Annotated in this window: 16 protein-coding genes; 6 read left to right on the top strand and 10 right to left on the bottom strand. The window is 69.1% G+C overall.

The features are described 5' to 3' along the window. Nucleotides 1-24: 24 nt before the first annotated feature. Nucleotides 25-432 (top strand): RidA family protein, encoded by a 408-nt coding sequence (locus QMO76_RS03045; protein ID WP_306359575.1) that lies wholly within the window; start codon nt 25-27, stop codon nt 430-432. Here the strand turns inward: QMO76_RS03045 and QMO76_RS03040 are convergent. The 5 genes from QMO76_RS03040 to QMO76_RS03020 all read right to left on the bottom strand — a co-directional run bounded on the left by QMO76_RS03040 (nt 422) and on the right by QMO76_RS03020 (nt 6833). Continuing rightward, complete coding sequence (locus QMO76_RS03040; RefSeq protein ID WP_306359574.1) at nt 422-1195, bottom strand: alpha/beta hydrolase; 774 nt, start codon at nt 1193-1195, stop codon at nt 422-424. The genes QMO76_RS03045 and QMO76_RS03040 overlap by 11 nt on opposite strands. 130 nt (nt 1196-1325) lie before the next feature. Further along, nucleotides 1326-3827, bottom strand: a complete 2502-nt coding sequence (gene pheT, locus QMO76_RS03035; RefSeq protein ID WP_306359573.1) for a phenylalanine--tRNA ligase subunit beta — start codon at nt 3825-3827, stop codon at nt 1326-1328. Nucleotides 3828-3855: 28 nt separating this feature from the next. Further along, the gene (gene pheS / locus QMO76_RS03030) at nt 3856-4917 is read right to left on the bottom strand and encodes a phenylalanine--tRNA ligase subunit alpha (RefSeq protein WP_306359572.1); all 1062 of its coding nucleotides are present in this window, start codon (nt 4915-4917) and stop codon (nt 3856-3858) included. A 188-nt stretch (nt 4918-5105) separates the two neighbouring features. Continuing rightward, on the bottom strand, nt 5106-6068 hold the full coding sequence (locus QMO76_RS03025; protein ID WP_306359571.1) for a ferritin-like domain-containing protein: 963 nt from the start codon (nt 6066-6068) through the stop codon (nt 5106-5108). A 108-nt stretch (nt 6069-6176) separates the two neighbouring features. Further along, nucleotides 6177-6833, bottom strand: a complete 657-nt coding sequence (locus tag QMO76_RS03020) for a nitroreductase family protein (RefSeq protein WP_306359570.1) — start codon at nt 6831-6833, stop codon at nt 6177-6179. A 69-nt stretch (nt 6834-6902) separates the two neighbouring features. On the opposite strand from QMO76_RS03020, the gene QMO76_RS03015 reads away from it, so the two are divergent. Then, a complete protein-coding gene (locus QMO76_RS03015) occupies nt 6903-7289 on the top strand; it encodes a helix-turn-helix domain-containing protein (RefSeq protein ID WP_306359569.1) in 387 nt (128 codons plus the stop codon). A 78-nt stretch (nt 7290-7367) separates the two neighbouring features. Here QMO76_RS03015 and QMO76_RS03010 read toward each other — a convergent pair whose 3' ends face one another. Further along, nucleotides 7368-7646 carry a hypothetical protein gene (locus tag QMO76_RS03010; RefSeq protein WP_306359568.1) on the bottom strand — a complete coding sequence of 93 codons (279 nt, stop codon included), beginning with the start codon at nt 7644-7646 and terminating at the stop codon, nt 7368-7370. A gap of 92 nt (nt 7647-7738) precedes the next feature. On the opposite strand from QMO76_RS03010, the gene QMO76_RS03005 reads away from it, so the two are divergent. After that, complete coding sequence (locus QMO76_RS03005) at nt 7739-7996, top strand: hypothetical protein (RefSeq protein WP_306359567.1); 258 nt, start codon at nt 7739-7741, stop codon at nt 7994-7996. 237 nt (nt 7997-8233) lie between these two features. Here the strand turns inward: QMO76_RS03005 and QMO76_RS03000 are convergent, their stop codons facing one another. The 4 genes from QMO76_RS03000 to infC all read right to left on the bottom strand — a co-directional run bounded on the left by QMO76_RS03000 (nt 8234) and on the right by infC (nt 10674). Further along, the gene (locus QMO76_RS03000; RefSeq protein WP_306359566.1) at nt 8234-9037 is read right to left on the bottom strand and encodes an RNA methyltransferase; all 804 of its coding nucleotides are present in this window, start codon (nt 9035-9037) and stop codon (nt 8234-8236) included. 220 nt (nt 9038-9257) lie between these two features. Continuing rightward, the gene (gene rplT, locus QMO76_RS02995) at nt 9258-9638 is read right to left on the bottom strand and encodes a 50S ribosomal protein L20 (protein ID WP_029928952.1); all 381 of its coding nucleotides are present in this window, start codon (nt 9636-9638) and stop codon (nt 9258-9260) included. 100 nt (nt 9639-9738) lie between these two features. Beyond that, nucleotides 9739-9933, bottom strand: a complete 195-nt coding sequence (gene rpmI / locus QMO76_RS02990; protein WP_029928954.1) for a 50S ribosomal protein L35 — start codon at nt 9931-9933, stop codon at nt 9739-9741. A 69-nt stretch (nt 9934-10002) separates the two neighbouring features. After that, the gene (gene infC, locus QMO76_RS02985; RefSeq protein WP_306359565.1) at nt 10003-10674 is read right to left on the bottom strand and encodes a translation initiation factor IF-3; all 672 of its coding nucleotides are present in this window, start codon (nt 10672-10674) and stop codon (nt 10003-10005) included. A gap of 411 nt (nt 10675-11085) precedes the next feature. Here infC and QMO76_RS02980 point away from each other — a divergent pair, with 411 nt between their 5' ends. The 3 genes from QMO76_RS02980 to QMO76_RS02970 all read left to right on the top strand — a co-directional run bounded on the left by QMO76_RS02980 (nt 11086) and on the right by QMO76_RS02970 (nt 14619). Then, the gene (locus tag QMO76_RS02980; protein WP_306359564.1) at nt 11086-11457 is read left to right on the top strand and encodes a DUF1844 domain-containing protein; all 372 of its coding nucleotides are present in this window, start codon (nt 11086-11088) and stop codon (nt 11455-11457) included. A gap of 639 nt (nt 11458-12096) precedes the next feature. Then, the gene (locus QMO76_RS02975) at nt 12097-12924 is read left to right on the top strand and encodes an LppX_LprAFG lipoprotein (RefSeq protein WP_306359563.1); all 828 of its coding nucleotides are present in this window, start codon (nt 12097-12099) and stop codon (nt 12922-12924) included. A 234-nt stretch (nt 12925-13158) separates the two neighbouring features. Further along, on the top strand, nt 13159-14619 hold the full coding sequence (locus QMO76_RS02970; protein ID WP_306359562.1) for a fatty acid desaturase: 1461 nt from the start codon (nt 13159-13161) through the stop codon (nt 14617-14619). Nucleotides 14620-14635 lie beyond the last annotated feature (16 nt).

The raw sequence follows: 14635 nt of genomic DNA, 5'->3' as shown, positions 1-14635 counted from the left end.
CCATCGACACCCGAAAGGTTCACCATGAGCGAGAAGATCGCCATCCGCACCACCGCCGCGCCCGCGCCCGCGCACACCTTCTCGCAGGGGGTGCGCAAGGGTCCGTTCGTGCAGGTGTCCGGGCAGGGGCCGGTCGATCCGGTCACCGGCGAATACCTGTACCCGGGCGATGTCGCCGCCCAGACCACGCGCACCCTGGAGAATGTGAAGGCCATCGTGGAGGCCGGGGGCGCGAGCTTCGACGATGTGGTGATGCTGCGCGTATACCTCACCAAGCGCGAGGATTTCGCGGTCATGAACGACGCCTACGGTGCCTTCGTCACCGCGCACACCACCGGCGACGTGCTGCCCGCTCGCACCACGGTGTTCACCGGACTGCCGCGGGAGGAGATGCTGGTGGAGATCGACGCGGTGGCGATCGTCAGCGCGTGATGCCGAGACTGGCCGTGACCCACGCGGAGAGGGTCGCGTCCCACTCCGGATCCGCCACCACCTCGTTGTGGCCCGCACCGGGGAACACCACGAACTTCTTCGGTTCCGGTGCCGCCGCGTACAGCCGCTCCCCCATCCACAGCGGCAGCAGTTCGTCGTTGTCGCCGTGCATGATCAGTACCGGCGCGCGCAGGTTCCGGATGCGGCGCAGGCTCGGGTAGGCGTCGGGGACGAAGATCTTCGGCAGGATCGGATAGACCGCGGCGGCCGCGTCCCGCAGGCCGGTGAAGGTGGAAATGAGTACCAGGGCGGCGGGTGGGTAGCCCGTCGCCAGTTCCAAAAGCACCGCGCCGCCGAGCGACTTCCCCAGGTAGACAATCCGATTCGGATCCACTCCGGGCCGCTCCAGCAGGGCCGTCCGAGCGGCCCGCGCGTCCAGGTACGTGCCCTGTTCGCTCGGCCTGCCGGTGCTGCGCCCGTACCCGCGGTAGTCGAAGATCAGCACATCGAACCCGGCCCGCGACAGCAGCGCCAGGATCGGCGAACGGTCCCCGATATTCCCCGCGTTTCCGTGCGCGAACAGTATGTGCGCCACCGGTTCTCCCCGCGCGGGCACCCACCACGCGTCGATGGTCTCGCCGTCCCCGGTCCGCGGCCGCAGCTCCTCGTAGTCCGTCCCGTACACGTCGGGCGTCAGCTCGATCCGCCGCTGCTGCGGCATGAACGTGAGCAGATTGAGCACGGGCCGGGCGGGATGCTGCATGGTCCCTTCCTACCAGGAGGATGGTGCCTGCGATTCCGCTGCCCGCCGGAGTGTCCACCGAACAGTGCAGGTCACCGCGATGACGACGGCCCGACTCCCTGCGTACCCCGGGCCGTCGTGCACCTATGTGTCAGCCGCGCAGGACCGCTCCCACCGCACCGGCCGCCGCGGCGACGGCGGCGTCCCGGGCGGCGCTGGCCTCGTCCTCGGTCAGAGTCCGGTCCGGGGCGCGGAAGCGCAGAGCGTAGGTGAGGGATTTGCGGCCCTCGCCGGCCTGCGCGCCCTCGTAGACGTCGAACAGCGCGATGTCCTCGAGCAGATCGCCCGCGCCGGTGCGCAGGGCCGATTCCACGGCGGCGGCCGGGGTCGACTTCTCGACGCTGACCGAGACGTCCTGCAGCACCGCCGGGAAGGCGGAAACCACGGGGGCGGGCCGGTTCTCGCGCAGCGGCAGCGCGTCCAGGTCCAGTTCCAGGGCGCAGGTGCGCGGCGGCAGTCCCGAGCGCTCCAGCACCGCGGGGTGCAGTTCGCCCGCGTGGCCGACGACCGTGCCGTCCACCACCAGTTCCGCGCAGCGGCCCGGATGCCAGGGCAGGTACGCGGCGGTGCGGCGCTCGATCACCACACCGGCGGCGTCGGCGATGGCCTCGACCAGGGCGAAGGCGTCGGCGGCCTCGACCTGGCGGCCCTGGCCCCACGGGCCGCGCGGCTCACGCTTGCCGGTGAGCACGGCGGCGACGTGCACCGGCTGTTCCGGCAGCGAGCGCAGCAGGGTGCCGATCTCGTCCTCGGTGGGGCGGCGGTCCACGGGCAGCGGATCCACGGCTCCGGTCTCGGTGCCCGGCAGCACCACCTGGGCGATGCCGTAGACGGCGATATCCCGCGCCCCGCGCGAGATATTGCGGCCCGCCACCTCCAGCAGTCCGGGCAGCAGGGTGGAGGCGAGGTCGGGGCGCTCCGCGTCCAGCGGGTTGAGCACCTTCAGCGTCTTCCGGCGCGGGTCGTCGGCGTCCAGTCCCCAGGTGTCGAACACGGTGGCGGACATGAAGACCGGCGCGGGCACCTCCACGGCCCCGGAGAAGGCCAGCGCCTTGCCCACGGCGCGGCGGCGTCGCTGGTCGGCGGTGAGACCGCGCCCGGCGGGGGCGGTGGGCAGCACCGACGGGATCTTGTCCAGACCCTCGAGGCGCAGCACCTCCTCCACCAGATCGGCGGGCTGCACCAGATCCGGTCGCCAGCTCGGCGGGGTGACCACCAGCTGACCGTGGCCGGACTCGCTGACATCGACGTCCACGGCGCAGCCGACCTGCTGGAGGCGGCGCGCGGAGGTGCCGGGCTCGTAGGTGACGCCGGCGGTGCGGTCGGCCAGATCCAGATCCATGGCGATCGGGGCGGGGGCCGGGGTCGGCACTCGCACGTCGGTGAGCACGGGTTCCACGGTGCCACCGGCGATTTCGGCCAGCAGCGTGGCGGCGCGGTCCAGCGCGGCGAGATTCAGCTCCGGGTCCACCACCCGTTCGAAGCGGCGGCTCGCCTCCGAGCCCAGCTTGTGACGGCGCGCGGTGCGGGCGATGGCGACCGGATTCCAGGTCGCCGCCTCCAGGAGCACGTCGGTGGTGTCGTCGCCGACCTCGGTGCTGGCCCCGCCCATGATGCCCGCGAGCGAGACGACGCCCGAATCATCGGCGATCACCACGTCTTCGGCGTCGAGCACCCGCTCGGCCTCGTCCAGGGTGCGCAGCGTCTCGCCCTTGTTGGCGCGGCGCACCACGAAGCCGCCGGTGACCTTGGCGGCATCGAAGGCGTGCAGCGGCTGGCCGAGTTCCAGCATGACGTAGTTGGTGACGTCGACCGCCGGGGAGATGGGCCGCACGCCCGAGAGCAGCAGTCGCCGCTGCAGCCACCACGGGCTGACGGCCTTCGGATCCACCCCGGTGACCCGGCGCACCGCGAAACGCGTGCACAGCGAGTCGGGTTCGATCTTCACCGACCAGGCCGGTTCCTCGGTGTCGGGCAGCAGCCGCACGGCGGGATCGGCGTATTCCAGATCGAAGCCGCAGGCCAGTTCGCGCGCCAGGCCGCGCGCCGAGAAGGCGTAGCCGCGGTCGGGGGTGATGGCCAGTTCGATGACGGTGTCGTCCAGGCCCAGCAGTTCATTGGCGTCGGTGCCCGGTTCGGCGGTGCCCGGTTCGAGCACCAGGATGCCGCTGTGGTCTTTGCCGATGCCCAGTTCGGCGACCGAGCAGATCATGCCATTGCTGGTGTGCCCGTAGGTCTTCCGCGACGTGATCTTGAATCCGCCGGGCAGCACGCCACCCGGCAGCACCACCACGACCAGATCGCCGACGGCGAAATTCCGCGCGCCGCAGATGATCTCCTGCAGCTCCGGATTGCCGACATCGACCTTGCAGAAGCGGATCGGCTTCTTGAACTCGGTCAGTTCGGTGATCTCGGCGACCCGGCCCACGACCAGGGGCTTGTCGATCTCACCGCCGACCGGCTCCAGCCGGTCGACCTCTTCGACCTCCAGCCCGACCCGGACGAAACCGGCGTCGAGCTCCTCCGGCGTCACGGACCACTCCGGGGTGGTGCGCCGCAGGATTTCCGTCAGCCACGACTGCGCTACTCGCACTTTTTCGCTTTCCTCGTTGGATCGGGTCTCAGGACTGGATGCCGAACGGCAGCGTGAATCGCACGTCGCCCTCGACGATGTCGCGCATATCGGGCAGGCCGTTGCGGAACTGCAGCGTCCGCTCCAGGCCCATGCCGAAGGCGAAACCGGAGTACACGTCGGGATCGATGCCGGAGGCGATGAGCACCTTCGGGTTCACCATGCCGCAGCCGCCCCACTCGACCCAGCCGGGCCCGCCCTTCTTGTCCGGGAACCACACGTCCACCTCGGCGGACGGCTCGGTGAACGGGAAGAAGCTCGGCCGCATACGAGTGGTGGTGTCCGGGCCGAACAGCGCCCGCGCGAAGGCGTCCAGGGTGCCCTTGAGATGCGCCATGGTCAGACCCTTGTCCACGGCCAGGCCCTCGACCTGCGAGAACACCGGGGTATGGGTGGCGTCGAGCTCATCGGTGCGGAAGGTGCGCCCCGGGCACACCACGTAGATGGGCAGCTCCCGCGACAGCATGGACCGCACCTGCACCGGCGAGGTGTGCGTGCGCAGCACCTGCCGCGAACCCTCCGGCGCGATGTGGAAGGTGTCCTGCATGGTGCGCGCCGGATGATCCGGCAGGAAGTTCAGCGCGTCGAAATTGAAGTGCTCGGTCTCGACCTCCGGGCCCTCGGCGACCTCCCAGCCCATCCCGACGAAGACATCGGCCACGCGCTCGGACAGCACGGTGATGGGATGGCGCGCGCCGACCGCGGCGCGCCGCGCGGGCAGCGTCACGTCGATGGTCTCGGCGACCAGCACCGCGGCGTCCCGCTCGGCCAGCAGCTCCCGCTGCCGCGCCTCGAACGCCTGCGACACCCGCTGCCGGGCGACATTGACGCGCTTGCCCGCGTCGGCCTTCTCCTCCTTGGGCAGGGCGCCCAGCGACCGCTGTGCCAGTGCGATGGGCGATTTGCCGCCCATGTACTCGGTTTTCGCGGCCGCCAGTGCCTCCAGGTCGGCGGCCGCGGCAAACGCCTTCTCGGCTGCTTCCGCGGCGGCGGCGAGCGATTCCTCGCTCAATGCCGCGGTCTGCTCGGCACGGTCGATATCGTCGGCCACGATGTCCGTCTCTCCCCTGGCTGGTACGAGTAGGGCGGATGCCCACCAAACATTCTTGCTGGTGGAATCCTAGGCGACGCACGCAGCCCATCTCACCCGCGTTTGCCCGCGCCACGGCCGACGTGGCGCGGACCACCTACCGCGCGGGCCAACGCGGTGGTCGAGAGACGGTGGACGACACCGGGAGCTCAGTTGCGGCCGGTGACATCCTGCGCGATCGCCGCGAGCCGGGTCTGGGCCGCGGAGACCACGCCGTGGCGGTTCTTGTGCGCCTCCTCGTAGGCCACCACGGCGCGGACGTCGGCGGGATCGGTCAGCCCCTTGACCGCGGCGACGGCCTGCGAGACGTTCAGCTCCTCGTAGTCGTCGATCGGCAGTTCGTCGGGCTCGAGCACGCCGGTGGAGGTGCGCAGCGCGTGCAGGGCGTCGGCGGCGCTGTCGGCCCCCTCTCGGCGGGCGACCCGCTCGGCCGTCTCCAGGGCGGCGTCCCGGGAGGCCGAGAGCGTCCTGACCGCGACGTCACCGGCGTGCACGCCACGCTCGAGCAGGTCACCCAGCGCGGGCGGGGTGGTGCGGAAGGCGTCCAGCGCCCGGTCGATGCCGCGGGTGGACCAGATGACCGGGATATTGACCAGCTTCACCGTGGCCCCGGTGGCGGCCTGCAGCGGGGTGCGACGCAGTGCCGCCGGGCCGCCCAGCGCCTCCTCGGCGAGAACGGTGGTCAGCCACTCCACGGTGGCCGAGTGCGCGGTGATCAGCCGATCCGCCAGCGCCACCACATCGGGGCGCTGCGCGGCGGTCGCCAGCGCCTTGATGTAGCGGGCCCGGTCGAGGAGCTGGTGCTCCAGGGTGAGGTCGCCGAGCAGCGCCTCGTCGAACGGCTGCGCCTGTTCGACCAGCGCCTTCACCGCGGCGGCCAGCCGACCCAGGAAGGGGCCGACCAGCTGCGGCACGCCACCGAGCTCGCGAATGGCGGACTCGATGGCCTCGACCCGACGGCGGCCGTTGTCGGCGTTCTCGGACAGCTCGCGGCGCACCGCCTCCGTCCGGGCCTGCGCGACACGGGTTTCGGCGATCTGAATCTCGGTGTCGGTCAGGTCGCGGACGGTCCGCAGCTGTGCCAGCAGGGTCGTGATGTCGCGTGTGCTCATGGTTTTCGTCCTTAGTCGCGTAGACATCGCATCGGCGCACCATTGCACCGCTGTGATGACTACCCCGCTGTGGCGTCCGAAACGTCGCGCCGCGACGCGAATCCGGCCTCATCGGCCGCCGCGCGCCGGATAGCGGTCGCGGAACACCGTCGCGGTCACCGGACGGCGGCCGGGATGGGCGCGCTGCTCCGCGGGCCGCCCCACGGACATGAGCAGGGCGATGGCGAGGTCGTCGCGATCCTCGATGCCGATGGCCTTCTTGACCCGGCCTTCGTCCCAGCCGTTCATGGGCGAGGTGGCCAGGCCGAGTTCGGTGGCGGCGAGCATGGTGTAGGTCGCGGCGATCATCGCGTCCTTGACCGCGTACTCGCGCAGCAAGTCGCGCTCGTCCAGTGACTTCTGGAATTCGGTTGCCGCCGTGGCGAATCCGGCGATGAACTCATCGGACCAGGCGTGATTGCGGCGCGCCCGGTCGAAGATGTCTGCCCGGTCGGCGCGCCACGCCTGCGGTTCGGCGACGAAGACCAGCATGACGGGGGCCTCCCGCGGCTGCGGCTGTCCGTCGGTGGCCCAGGCCAGTTCCGCCCGGACCGCCGGATCGGTGACGACGACGAGCGAGCGGTCCTGCAGGTTCCAGCTGGAGGGGGCTTCCATGGCCAGTTCGGCCAGGGTGTCGAGGGCGGCGGCGGGCACCGGGTCCGGCCGGTAGTGGCGGATGGTGCGGCGGGTGCGGATGGCGGTGGCGACGGACATCATGTTGGTCATGGCACTCACTATTGGAGAGTTACCGCCCGCTGGGAAGTAGGCACTAATTGGTGCGTTACCCTCCTCGAGGTGACAACCCTGGTGGAATCGTCGGGACTGATCGCCGACTGCTACTCCGAGAAGTGCCCGACCCGACAGGTCCTCGACCACATCGCGGGCAAATGGACCGTGCTCATCGTGGACGCGCTCATGGCGGACGGCACCATGCGCTACACCGACCTCAGCCGCCGCGTCGGCGGAGTCTCACAGAAGATGCTCACCCAGACGCTGCGCATGCTCGAGGCGGACGGATTCGTCACCCGCACCGTCCACCCCACCGTTCCCCCGCGCGTCGAGTACGAGCTGACCGAACTCGGCCGCAGCCTCGCGGAACCGATCGCGGCACTGCGAGACTGGGCCGAGCGGAATATCAACGAGATAGAGCGGGCGCGGCGCACGCACGCCGCACGCGGCTGAGCGGGACACTCACCCCGGCCGCCCGGAGCGCGATCGCGATGGAGACGATCGGCTCGGGCAGCCGGAACCACAGCGGGGTCAGGTCGCGAATTCCGCGGCGGGAGTGCGCTCTTCGACGGGGACGGGGCGGGGACGGCCCGGCAGCAGCAGGGCGATGAGGCCGCCGCCCGCGACAGTGGCCGCGCCGACCCGCACGGCGGGCACCAGCCCGTCGGTGTACTCGGCGGGGCTCAGATACGAGCCGTAGGAGGAGAACACCGACGCCAGCACCGCGATGCCCATGGCCACGCCGACCTCGCGAATGGTGTTGTTCGTGCCGGAGGCCATGCCCTGATCCGCGGGATCGGCGCTGGCCATCACTGGGAATCTGGACCCGCGAGCCGACACTGGACGAGGGCGAGACCGTCAGCTGGCGGCGGCCCGCCAATCGCAGCCAGGGCGGCCGCGCCGTGGGCGGAACGCTCTATCTGACCTCAGCCCGACTGTGCTTCGAGCCGAACCGGCTGGACGCGCTCATGAGCGGCCGCTCCTGGTCGGCCGCACGCGCATCCGTCATCGCGGTGGGCACCGAGGCGCGCAGCGGCGGCCTGTTCGACGGAGGTCTGCGCGCCCGGCTGCGCATCGACCTGCGCGAGGGCGCGCCGGAACTGTTCGTCGTCGGCAAGCTCGACGAGACGGTCGCCACCCTGCGCACCGCGCTCGGGTAGCGACCACCGGCGAGGGTTCGCGACGGCTCGGGCTCACGACCGCTCGGGCTCGCTGACGACTCAGCCACGCGACGACTCAGCCACGCGACGACTCAGCCACGCGACGACTCAGCCACGCGACGGCTCGGGCTCGCAACGGCAAGTGTTGGTGCGCCGGCCCGAGCGCCACCCCACCGCCGCGACCGGACTTCGGCGACCGTGCCCGAACGCTCGGCCTCCGGCCGACGCCCCGGACCGTCACCGACCGTGCTGGACCCGGGCGCTCGCGTAGAGGCAGATGGCCGCCGCGGCGGCCAGATTCAGGCTTTCGGCGCGGCCGTGGATGGGAATGCGCACGCGGTGGGTGGCGCGGGCGGCGACGGCGCGGTCCAGGCCGTGCGCCTCGTTGCCGAACAGCCAGGCGACCGGGCCGCGCAGGATGCCGTCGGCCTCGTCGAGGTCCACCTCGCCCCGGGCGGTGGTCGCCAGGACGGCGATTCCGGCCGCCTCCAGCGCGTCGAGGGTGGCGTCGATATCGCGTTCACGGGTGAGGGGTACGTGGAAAAGGCTTCCGGCGCAGGCGCGGACGCATTTGCCGTTGTGCGGGTCCACCGAATCACCGGCCAGCACCACGCCATCCGCGCCGACCGCGTCGGCGACCCGGATGAGGGTGCCCGCATTACCGGGATCGGCCATCGCCACCGGTACCGCCAGCATGCGCGGCGACGCGTCCAGCACCGTGCGCAGCGGCACGTCCACCTGACGGCAGACGGCGACCAGGCCCGGCGGGGTCACCGTCTCCCCCAGCGTTTCCGCCGCCCGATCGCTCACCAGCGTGGTGCGCACGCCCATGGCGGCCGCACCGGCGACCAGTTCGTGCTCACGCCCGGCGGCCTTGGCGGAGTAGAAGAGTTCCTCGACGCGCCCGGTATCCAGCGCCGCCGCAACCGAATTGGCGCCCTCGGCGAGGAAGAGTCCGCTCTTGCGTCGGGTGTGGGCGCGGTGCAGCTTCACCGCGGCGACGACCCGGGGATTGCGCCAGTCGATCGCTTCGGCGTTCACGACGGCCCGATCCTTGCCACGGGGCCACACCCGGCGCCGGGGCCGGAGCCACGCCGGGCACCGGCGCGCAGGCCCGGATACCCGGCGCGCGAACCGGGAACCGCGGACCGGCCCGTCGCACGACCGCGCACCGGCTTCGACAGAGCGACGACCCGCGGAATGCGCTCGGGGAGCGCGTCCACGGGTCGTCGCGAGTACTCGGTTGTCACGCAGCCGCGAATCAGGCGGCGGGGGCGTTGACATCCTCCGGCAGCGCGGCCTTGGCCACGGCCACCAGACCGGCGAACGCCTCGGCGTCCGAGACCGCGATCTCGGCGAGGTTCTTGCGGTCCACCTCGACACCGGCGGCCTTCAGGCCCTGGATGAAACGGTTGTAGGTGATGTCGTTCAGACGCGCGGCGGCGTTGATACGAGCGATCCACAGCTTGCGGAAGTCACCCTTGCGCGCGCGGCGGTCGCGGTAGGCGTAGGTGAGCGAGTGCAGCTGCTGTTCCTTGGCCTTGCGGTACAGCCGCGAGCGCTGGCCGCGGTAGCCCTTGCTGGCCTCGAGGATGGAACGGCGCTTCTTCTGAGCGTTGACGGCCCTTTTGACGCGTGCCACTTGTCAGTCCTTGTTCGAATCGTGGGCGCTGCGGTCGCGCCCGGAGTTGGTCGGTGAAAGCGTCCGTAAACGGATCGCGGACGGCTGCCTCAGCCGGAGATCAGAGGCCGAGCAGCTTCTTGACGCGAGCGACGTCCGCCTTGGCGACGACCTCCACGCCGTCCAGACGACGAGTCCGACGGGTGGGCTTGTGCTCGAGCAGGTGGCGGCGGTTCGCCTGCTGACGCAGCAGCTTGCCCTTGCCCGACAGCTTGAAACGCTTCGACGCGCCGCTGTGGCTCTTCATCTTCGGCATGGAATCCTCGTATCTGTCTCATACCGGTGGGACACAGTCGTGTCCCACCGGTGCTACCTGAATCGTTCGTTACTGCGGTTTGTCCGCCTGCGCCGGAGCCGGCGCGTCGGCGGAGGCCGCAGGGCTGGAGCTCGGCGCGCTGCCGGCCTGAGCCGTCTTCTGCGCCTGCACCCGCGTCTTCGCACCCTTGTGCGGCGCGAGGACCATCGTCATATTCCGGCCGTCCTGCTTGGCCGAGGTCTCGACGTAACCGAACTCGGCGACGTCGGAGGCCAGCCGCTGGAGCAACCGGTACCCGAGTTCCGGACGCGACTGCTCGCGGCCGCGGAACATGATCGTCACTTTGACCTTCGAACCCGCCTGCAGGAACCGAAGGACGTGACCCTTCTTGGTCTCGTAGTCGTGATCGTCGATCTTGGGCCGGAGCTTCTGCTCCTTGATCACGGTCTGCTGCTGGTTCTTCCGCGACTCGCGCGCCTTCTGCGCGGTCTCGTACTTGAACTTGCCGTAGTCCATGATCTTGCAGACCGGCGGGCGCGCGTCCGGTGCGACCTCGACGAGGTCGAGGTCCGCCTCCATGGCGACGCGAAGTGCATCTTCAACACGCACGATCCCAACCTGCTCACCCCCCGGTCCGATGAGTCGGACCTCCGGGACACGGATGCGATCGTTGATGCGGGTCTCAGTGCTGATGGGGCCTCCTAGGTCAAGCGGTGTCGTCCAACGACCGCAAACGCTCAAACTGCAACCCCAATTTCAACACGAAAGCCCCGTGCCGGTATTTCTCCAACACGGGGCCCGAGTCGACCGGTCCGCGACGCAAACAGCTCGCATCGCACCTGTGCAGGGCGAACCCACACGAGGAACCCATCAGAAAAAGATGGGCGACCGGACCGTCGAGCCTGGTAGTGACCGGCTGACGGTGGGAGTCGGGCTCCACTTGAAGCCCCGGGTCGGTCGCAGGAACCGGTCCGGGACGGTCGTCGCAGGTCAGTCTAACAGCCACGCCGCGATCCACCGAATCGGTCCCCCCGAGACCATTGACAAGCCGCTCGGTGCCATGCTCATAGCTATGAGCGAGCGAAGCGCGCGACCAGAGAACACAGCCGAGCTCTCGCTCGTGACGCCGCCGAGCGCCAGCGAGGCAGCGGCATGAGCGAGGCGACCACGAATCCGGATACGGACCTCATCGACGGCGAGTTGAGCGTACGCGAGCTGGCCGAGATCCCGGCCGTCGAGGTCATCAGCCGTGCCGCCGTCATGCTGATGAGCTCCGCCGCGGAGAAGCTGGGGCTCGGCGAGGCCGATCCCGCCGCCAGCCCGCACCTCGATCTGGACGAGGCCCGCCGCGTCATCACCGCCCTGGCGGGCCTGGTGACCGCCTCGGTCGAATACCTGGGCCCGCATGCCGGTCCCATCCGTGATGGTCTCCAGTCGCTGCAACGCGCCTTCCGCGAAGCCTCCGAACATCCGGACGCCCCGGGCGCGGGTCCGGGCGAGAAGTACACCGGCCCGGTCTACTGACCGCGACCGCGGACATCCGGGCGCGGCCGGAAGCGATACGACGTTCTCGACGAGGCGGCGCTGACTCGCTTCCGGGAGCGCGCGGTGCCCGGAACCCGCTCGCCCGGTGTCGGTGCCGGTGACACTCGGCGAACGCCCGCGACGGTTCGCTGTCCCCTCGACCATGATCCGCAACCGCTGCACCGCCGAGGTAGCGCAGCGGTTGCGAGGTGCCCCGGAGGTCAGCCTCTTCGAACGAGCTGGCGCATACCGACGCCGACTATGCCGCCCTGCCCACGGGTCACTGGCCCATGTTCTCGCGGCCGCAGGAGCTGGTGGAGCTGCTACATGCGATTGCCAACCGCTGACCGGGCATTAACACTGTCGCATCTCGAACCGATTGTCGAACAGCGCTGCCGACGTGGCCGCGCTCGAATATTGCTCGAGATTAGCTATTCGACGACGCGAAGTGAAACGGCAACTATGAACAAAGTTGCCTGGGAATAATTCTCGCTGCGTGGCCGACTCGATGTGCGTAATGTCTTGCGCGGCCTACGATCATGCCCAGCATATGCCGGGCCGGACATAGGCCACAAACCGTTCCGGGCAGCCCACTGCCCGCCAACCGGGTCGTACGAGAACTCTCAACGGGGGTTGAACATGATTGAACTGTTGACGCGCCAGCGGACTTCGCGCCGCTCGCGCACACGGGCCGGGCTCGCCCCGGTAGTGCTGGCGGCATCGGTCGTCGCCGCACTGGTCTCGGGCTGCTCCGGCGGCTCCGATGATCCCGCCACCACCGCGGCCGCCCCGCCGCCGACCGAACTGCCCGACGGCGCGCAGATCGTGCAGGAATCCGCCCGCACCACTCAGACGCTGCAGTCGGTGCACCTCACCCTGAACGTGAACAACATCCCGAACCTCCCGGTGGAGATGGTGGACGCGGACGTCACCAACCAACCCGAGGGCTCGGGCCAGGCCATGGGTGAGGCCAAGGTCCGCACCGCGGAGAACGAGCCCTTCATCGAGACCAAGTTCCTGGTCGTCGACAAGACGCTGTACGCGGCGCAGGACGGCGTCAAGTACGCCCCCGTCGGCCCCGCCGAGAAGATGTACGACCCGGGCGTCATCCTCGACAAGGACAAGGGTCTGGCCAATGCCATTGCGCAGGTGCAGAATCCGCAGGTCGAGAAGCGGGAGACGATCAACGGCGTCGAAACCGTGAAGGTCACCGGCACCATCAGCGGGTCGGTCATCGACCCGATCGTGCCGCGCGTCGGCGACGGCATCGGCGAACTGCCGATCACCCTCTGGATCCAGGACGTCGCGCCGCCCACCACCTCCGCCGCCCCGCTGCCGTCCAGCGCCGCTTCGCCGGGCACCGGCCCGAATCTGATCAAGGCCGAGGTCACCAAGGACCAGGGCAGCGTCGAGCTGGAGCTCTCGGACCACGGCAAGCCCGTCACCGTCGCCAAGCCCGCGGGCTGACGACAGTCCCGAGCCCCCGCGCTCGTGGATCGGAACCGGTCCGGGAAAGCGCCAGGGCGGCAGCGATTGCCGCCCCGCGCCCCGGACCGGCCGTCGTTCCCGGGCGGCGATAACCGTGCGAACCGCACGTCCCGCCCGGCCGTTCTGTAAGAGATTGTTCAGTGGAATGCAAGGCGCGGCAAGGACGATACGGTCCGAAGGCTATCGACTTGCTGGCGCTCGTGGAGGAATGACATGACCGACCGCCCAGACGTAGAGGAGCGGGAATTCCGTCGTCCTCCCCGTCCCGAGGGCCCGCCGCCGGTCTCCAATGTGTGGGTGTACAACGGTCGAGCCTACGACCTCAGCGACTGGATTTCCAAGCATCCGGGCGGCGAGTTCTTCATCGGCCGCACCAAGAATCGGGATATCACGTCCATTGTCGGTTCCTATCACAAGAATCCGGAAGGAATCGCCAAACTCATCGAGCGCTACGCACTCGACCGCGAGGCGCTGCCCGAGGACATCCACCCCAAGGCCAACGCACCCGACTTCCTGTTCACAGAGGGCTTCGACAGCTGGCGGGACACCCCGAAATACCGCTTCGACAACAAAGACGATCTGCTGCACAAAGTGAAGGCGCGGCTCAAGGATCCGGAGCTGGCGGCGCGCATCAAACGGATGGACCGCTACTTCGACATCGTCGTCGCGATCCTGGCCGTCGCCTATTTCGCGGTGCAGGGGCTACGACTGTGGGACACGAGCTGGATGCCGTTGCCGCTGTTCGTCGTGCTCATGGTGCTGCTGCGCAGTTCACTGGCGGGCTTCGGCCACTACGCCATCCACCGTGCCCAGAAGGGCATGAACAAGATCTACACGAACGCCTTCGACCTCAACTATGTCGCGCTGGCCTTCGTGACCGCGGACGGGCACGCACTGCTGCACCACCCGCACACCCAGAGTGAAGTCGATATCAAGAAGAACGTCTTCACGATGATGATGCAGGTCCCGCGCCTGTACCGGGTGCCGGTGCACACCGTGCACAAGTTCGGGCACACCGTGACCGGCATGATCATGCGCCTGCTCGACGTCTGCCGCCTCACCCGCAAGGTGGGCATCAAGGACATGTACGGCACCTGGGGCGGCGCACTGCCGCACTTCATCGGATCGTTCGGGGTGCGCTTCCTGCTGGTCGGCGAGCTGGTGGTGTTCACCCTGGCGGGCGACTTCTGGGCCTGGGCACTGCAATTCGTGATCACGCTGTGGATCAGCACCTTCCTGGTGGTGGCCAGCCACGACTTCGAGGTGGAGACCGAGGAGATCGAGTCGAACACCGAGGACTGGGGTATCAACCAGCTCGAGCAGGCATACGACCTGAAGGTGGTCGGAAACCGCTATGTCGACTGTTTCCTGTCCGCGGGGCTGAGTTCGCATCGAGTGCATCACGTACTGCCCTATCAGCGCAGCGGATTCGCCAATATCGCGACCGAAGACGTGTTGCGGGAAGAGGCGGCGAAATTCGGGGTCGAATGGCTGCCCGCCAAGAGTTTCTTCACCGATCGTTTTCCGAAGCAGATTCGCACGTACATCCTCGCGCCCTCGGACGAGGCGAAGGACAAGAACTGGGGCATGGTTCGCGAGCACTGCTCGCCGTCGGCCTTCACAACGTGCGGCATCTACATGGTTCAAGGATTCACCGGGATCGGGACGGTCTGAGCCGATTCCGTTGCGG

The sequence above is a fragment of the Nocardia sp. CC227C genome (assembly GCF_030767025.1).
Taxonomy (GTDB): Bacteria; Actinomycetota; Actinomycetes; order Mycobacteriales; family Mycobacteriaceae; genus Nocardia.
Note: the sequence above shows the minus strand (reverse complement) of the source record. Positions and strands in the feature narration are given on the sequence as shown.

Bases quoted from the DNA above. Each gene is read 5' to 3' on its own strand.
- QMO76_RS02980 (WP_306359564.1), top strand. From the start codon at position 11,086: ATGAGCGAGGCGACCACGAATCCGGATACGGACCTCATCGACGGCGAG.
- QMO76_RS03020 (WP_306359570.1), bottom strand. From the start codon at position 6,833: ATGACCAACATGATGTCCGTCGCCACCGCCATCCGCACCCGCCGCACC.
- rpmI (WP_029928954.1), bottom strand. From the start codon at position 9,933: ATGCCGAAGATGAAGAGCCACAGCGGCGCGTCGAAGCGTTTCAAGCTG.
- QMO76_RS02970 (WP_306359562.1), top strand. From the start codon at position 13,159: ATGACCGACCGCCCAGACGTAGAGGAGCGGGAATTCCGTCGTCCTCCC.
- QMO76_RS03045 (WP_306359575.1), top strand. From the start codon at position 25: ATGAGCGAGAAGATCGCCATCCGCACCACCGCCGCGCCCGCGCCCGCG.
- QMO76_RS02975 (WP_306359563.1), top strand. From the start codon at position 12,097: ATGATTGAACTGTTGACGCGCCAGCGGACTTCGCGCCGCTCGCGCACA.
- QMO76_RS03010 (WP_306359568.1), bottom strand. From the start codon at position 7,646: ATGGCCAGCGCCGATCCCGCGGATCAGGGCATGGCCTCCGGCACGAAC.
- QMO76_RS03040 (WP_306359574.1), bottom strand. From the start codon at position 1,195: ATGCAGCATCCCGCCCGGCCCGTGCTCAATCTGCTCACGTTCATGCCG.
- QMO76_RS03025 (WP_306359571.1), bottom strand. From the start codon at position 6,068: ATGAGCACACGCGACATCACGACCCTGCTGGCACAGCTGCGGACCGTC.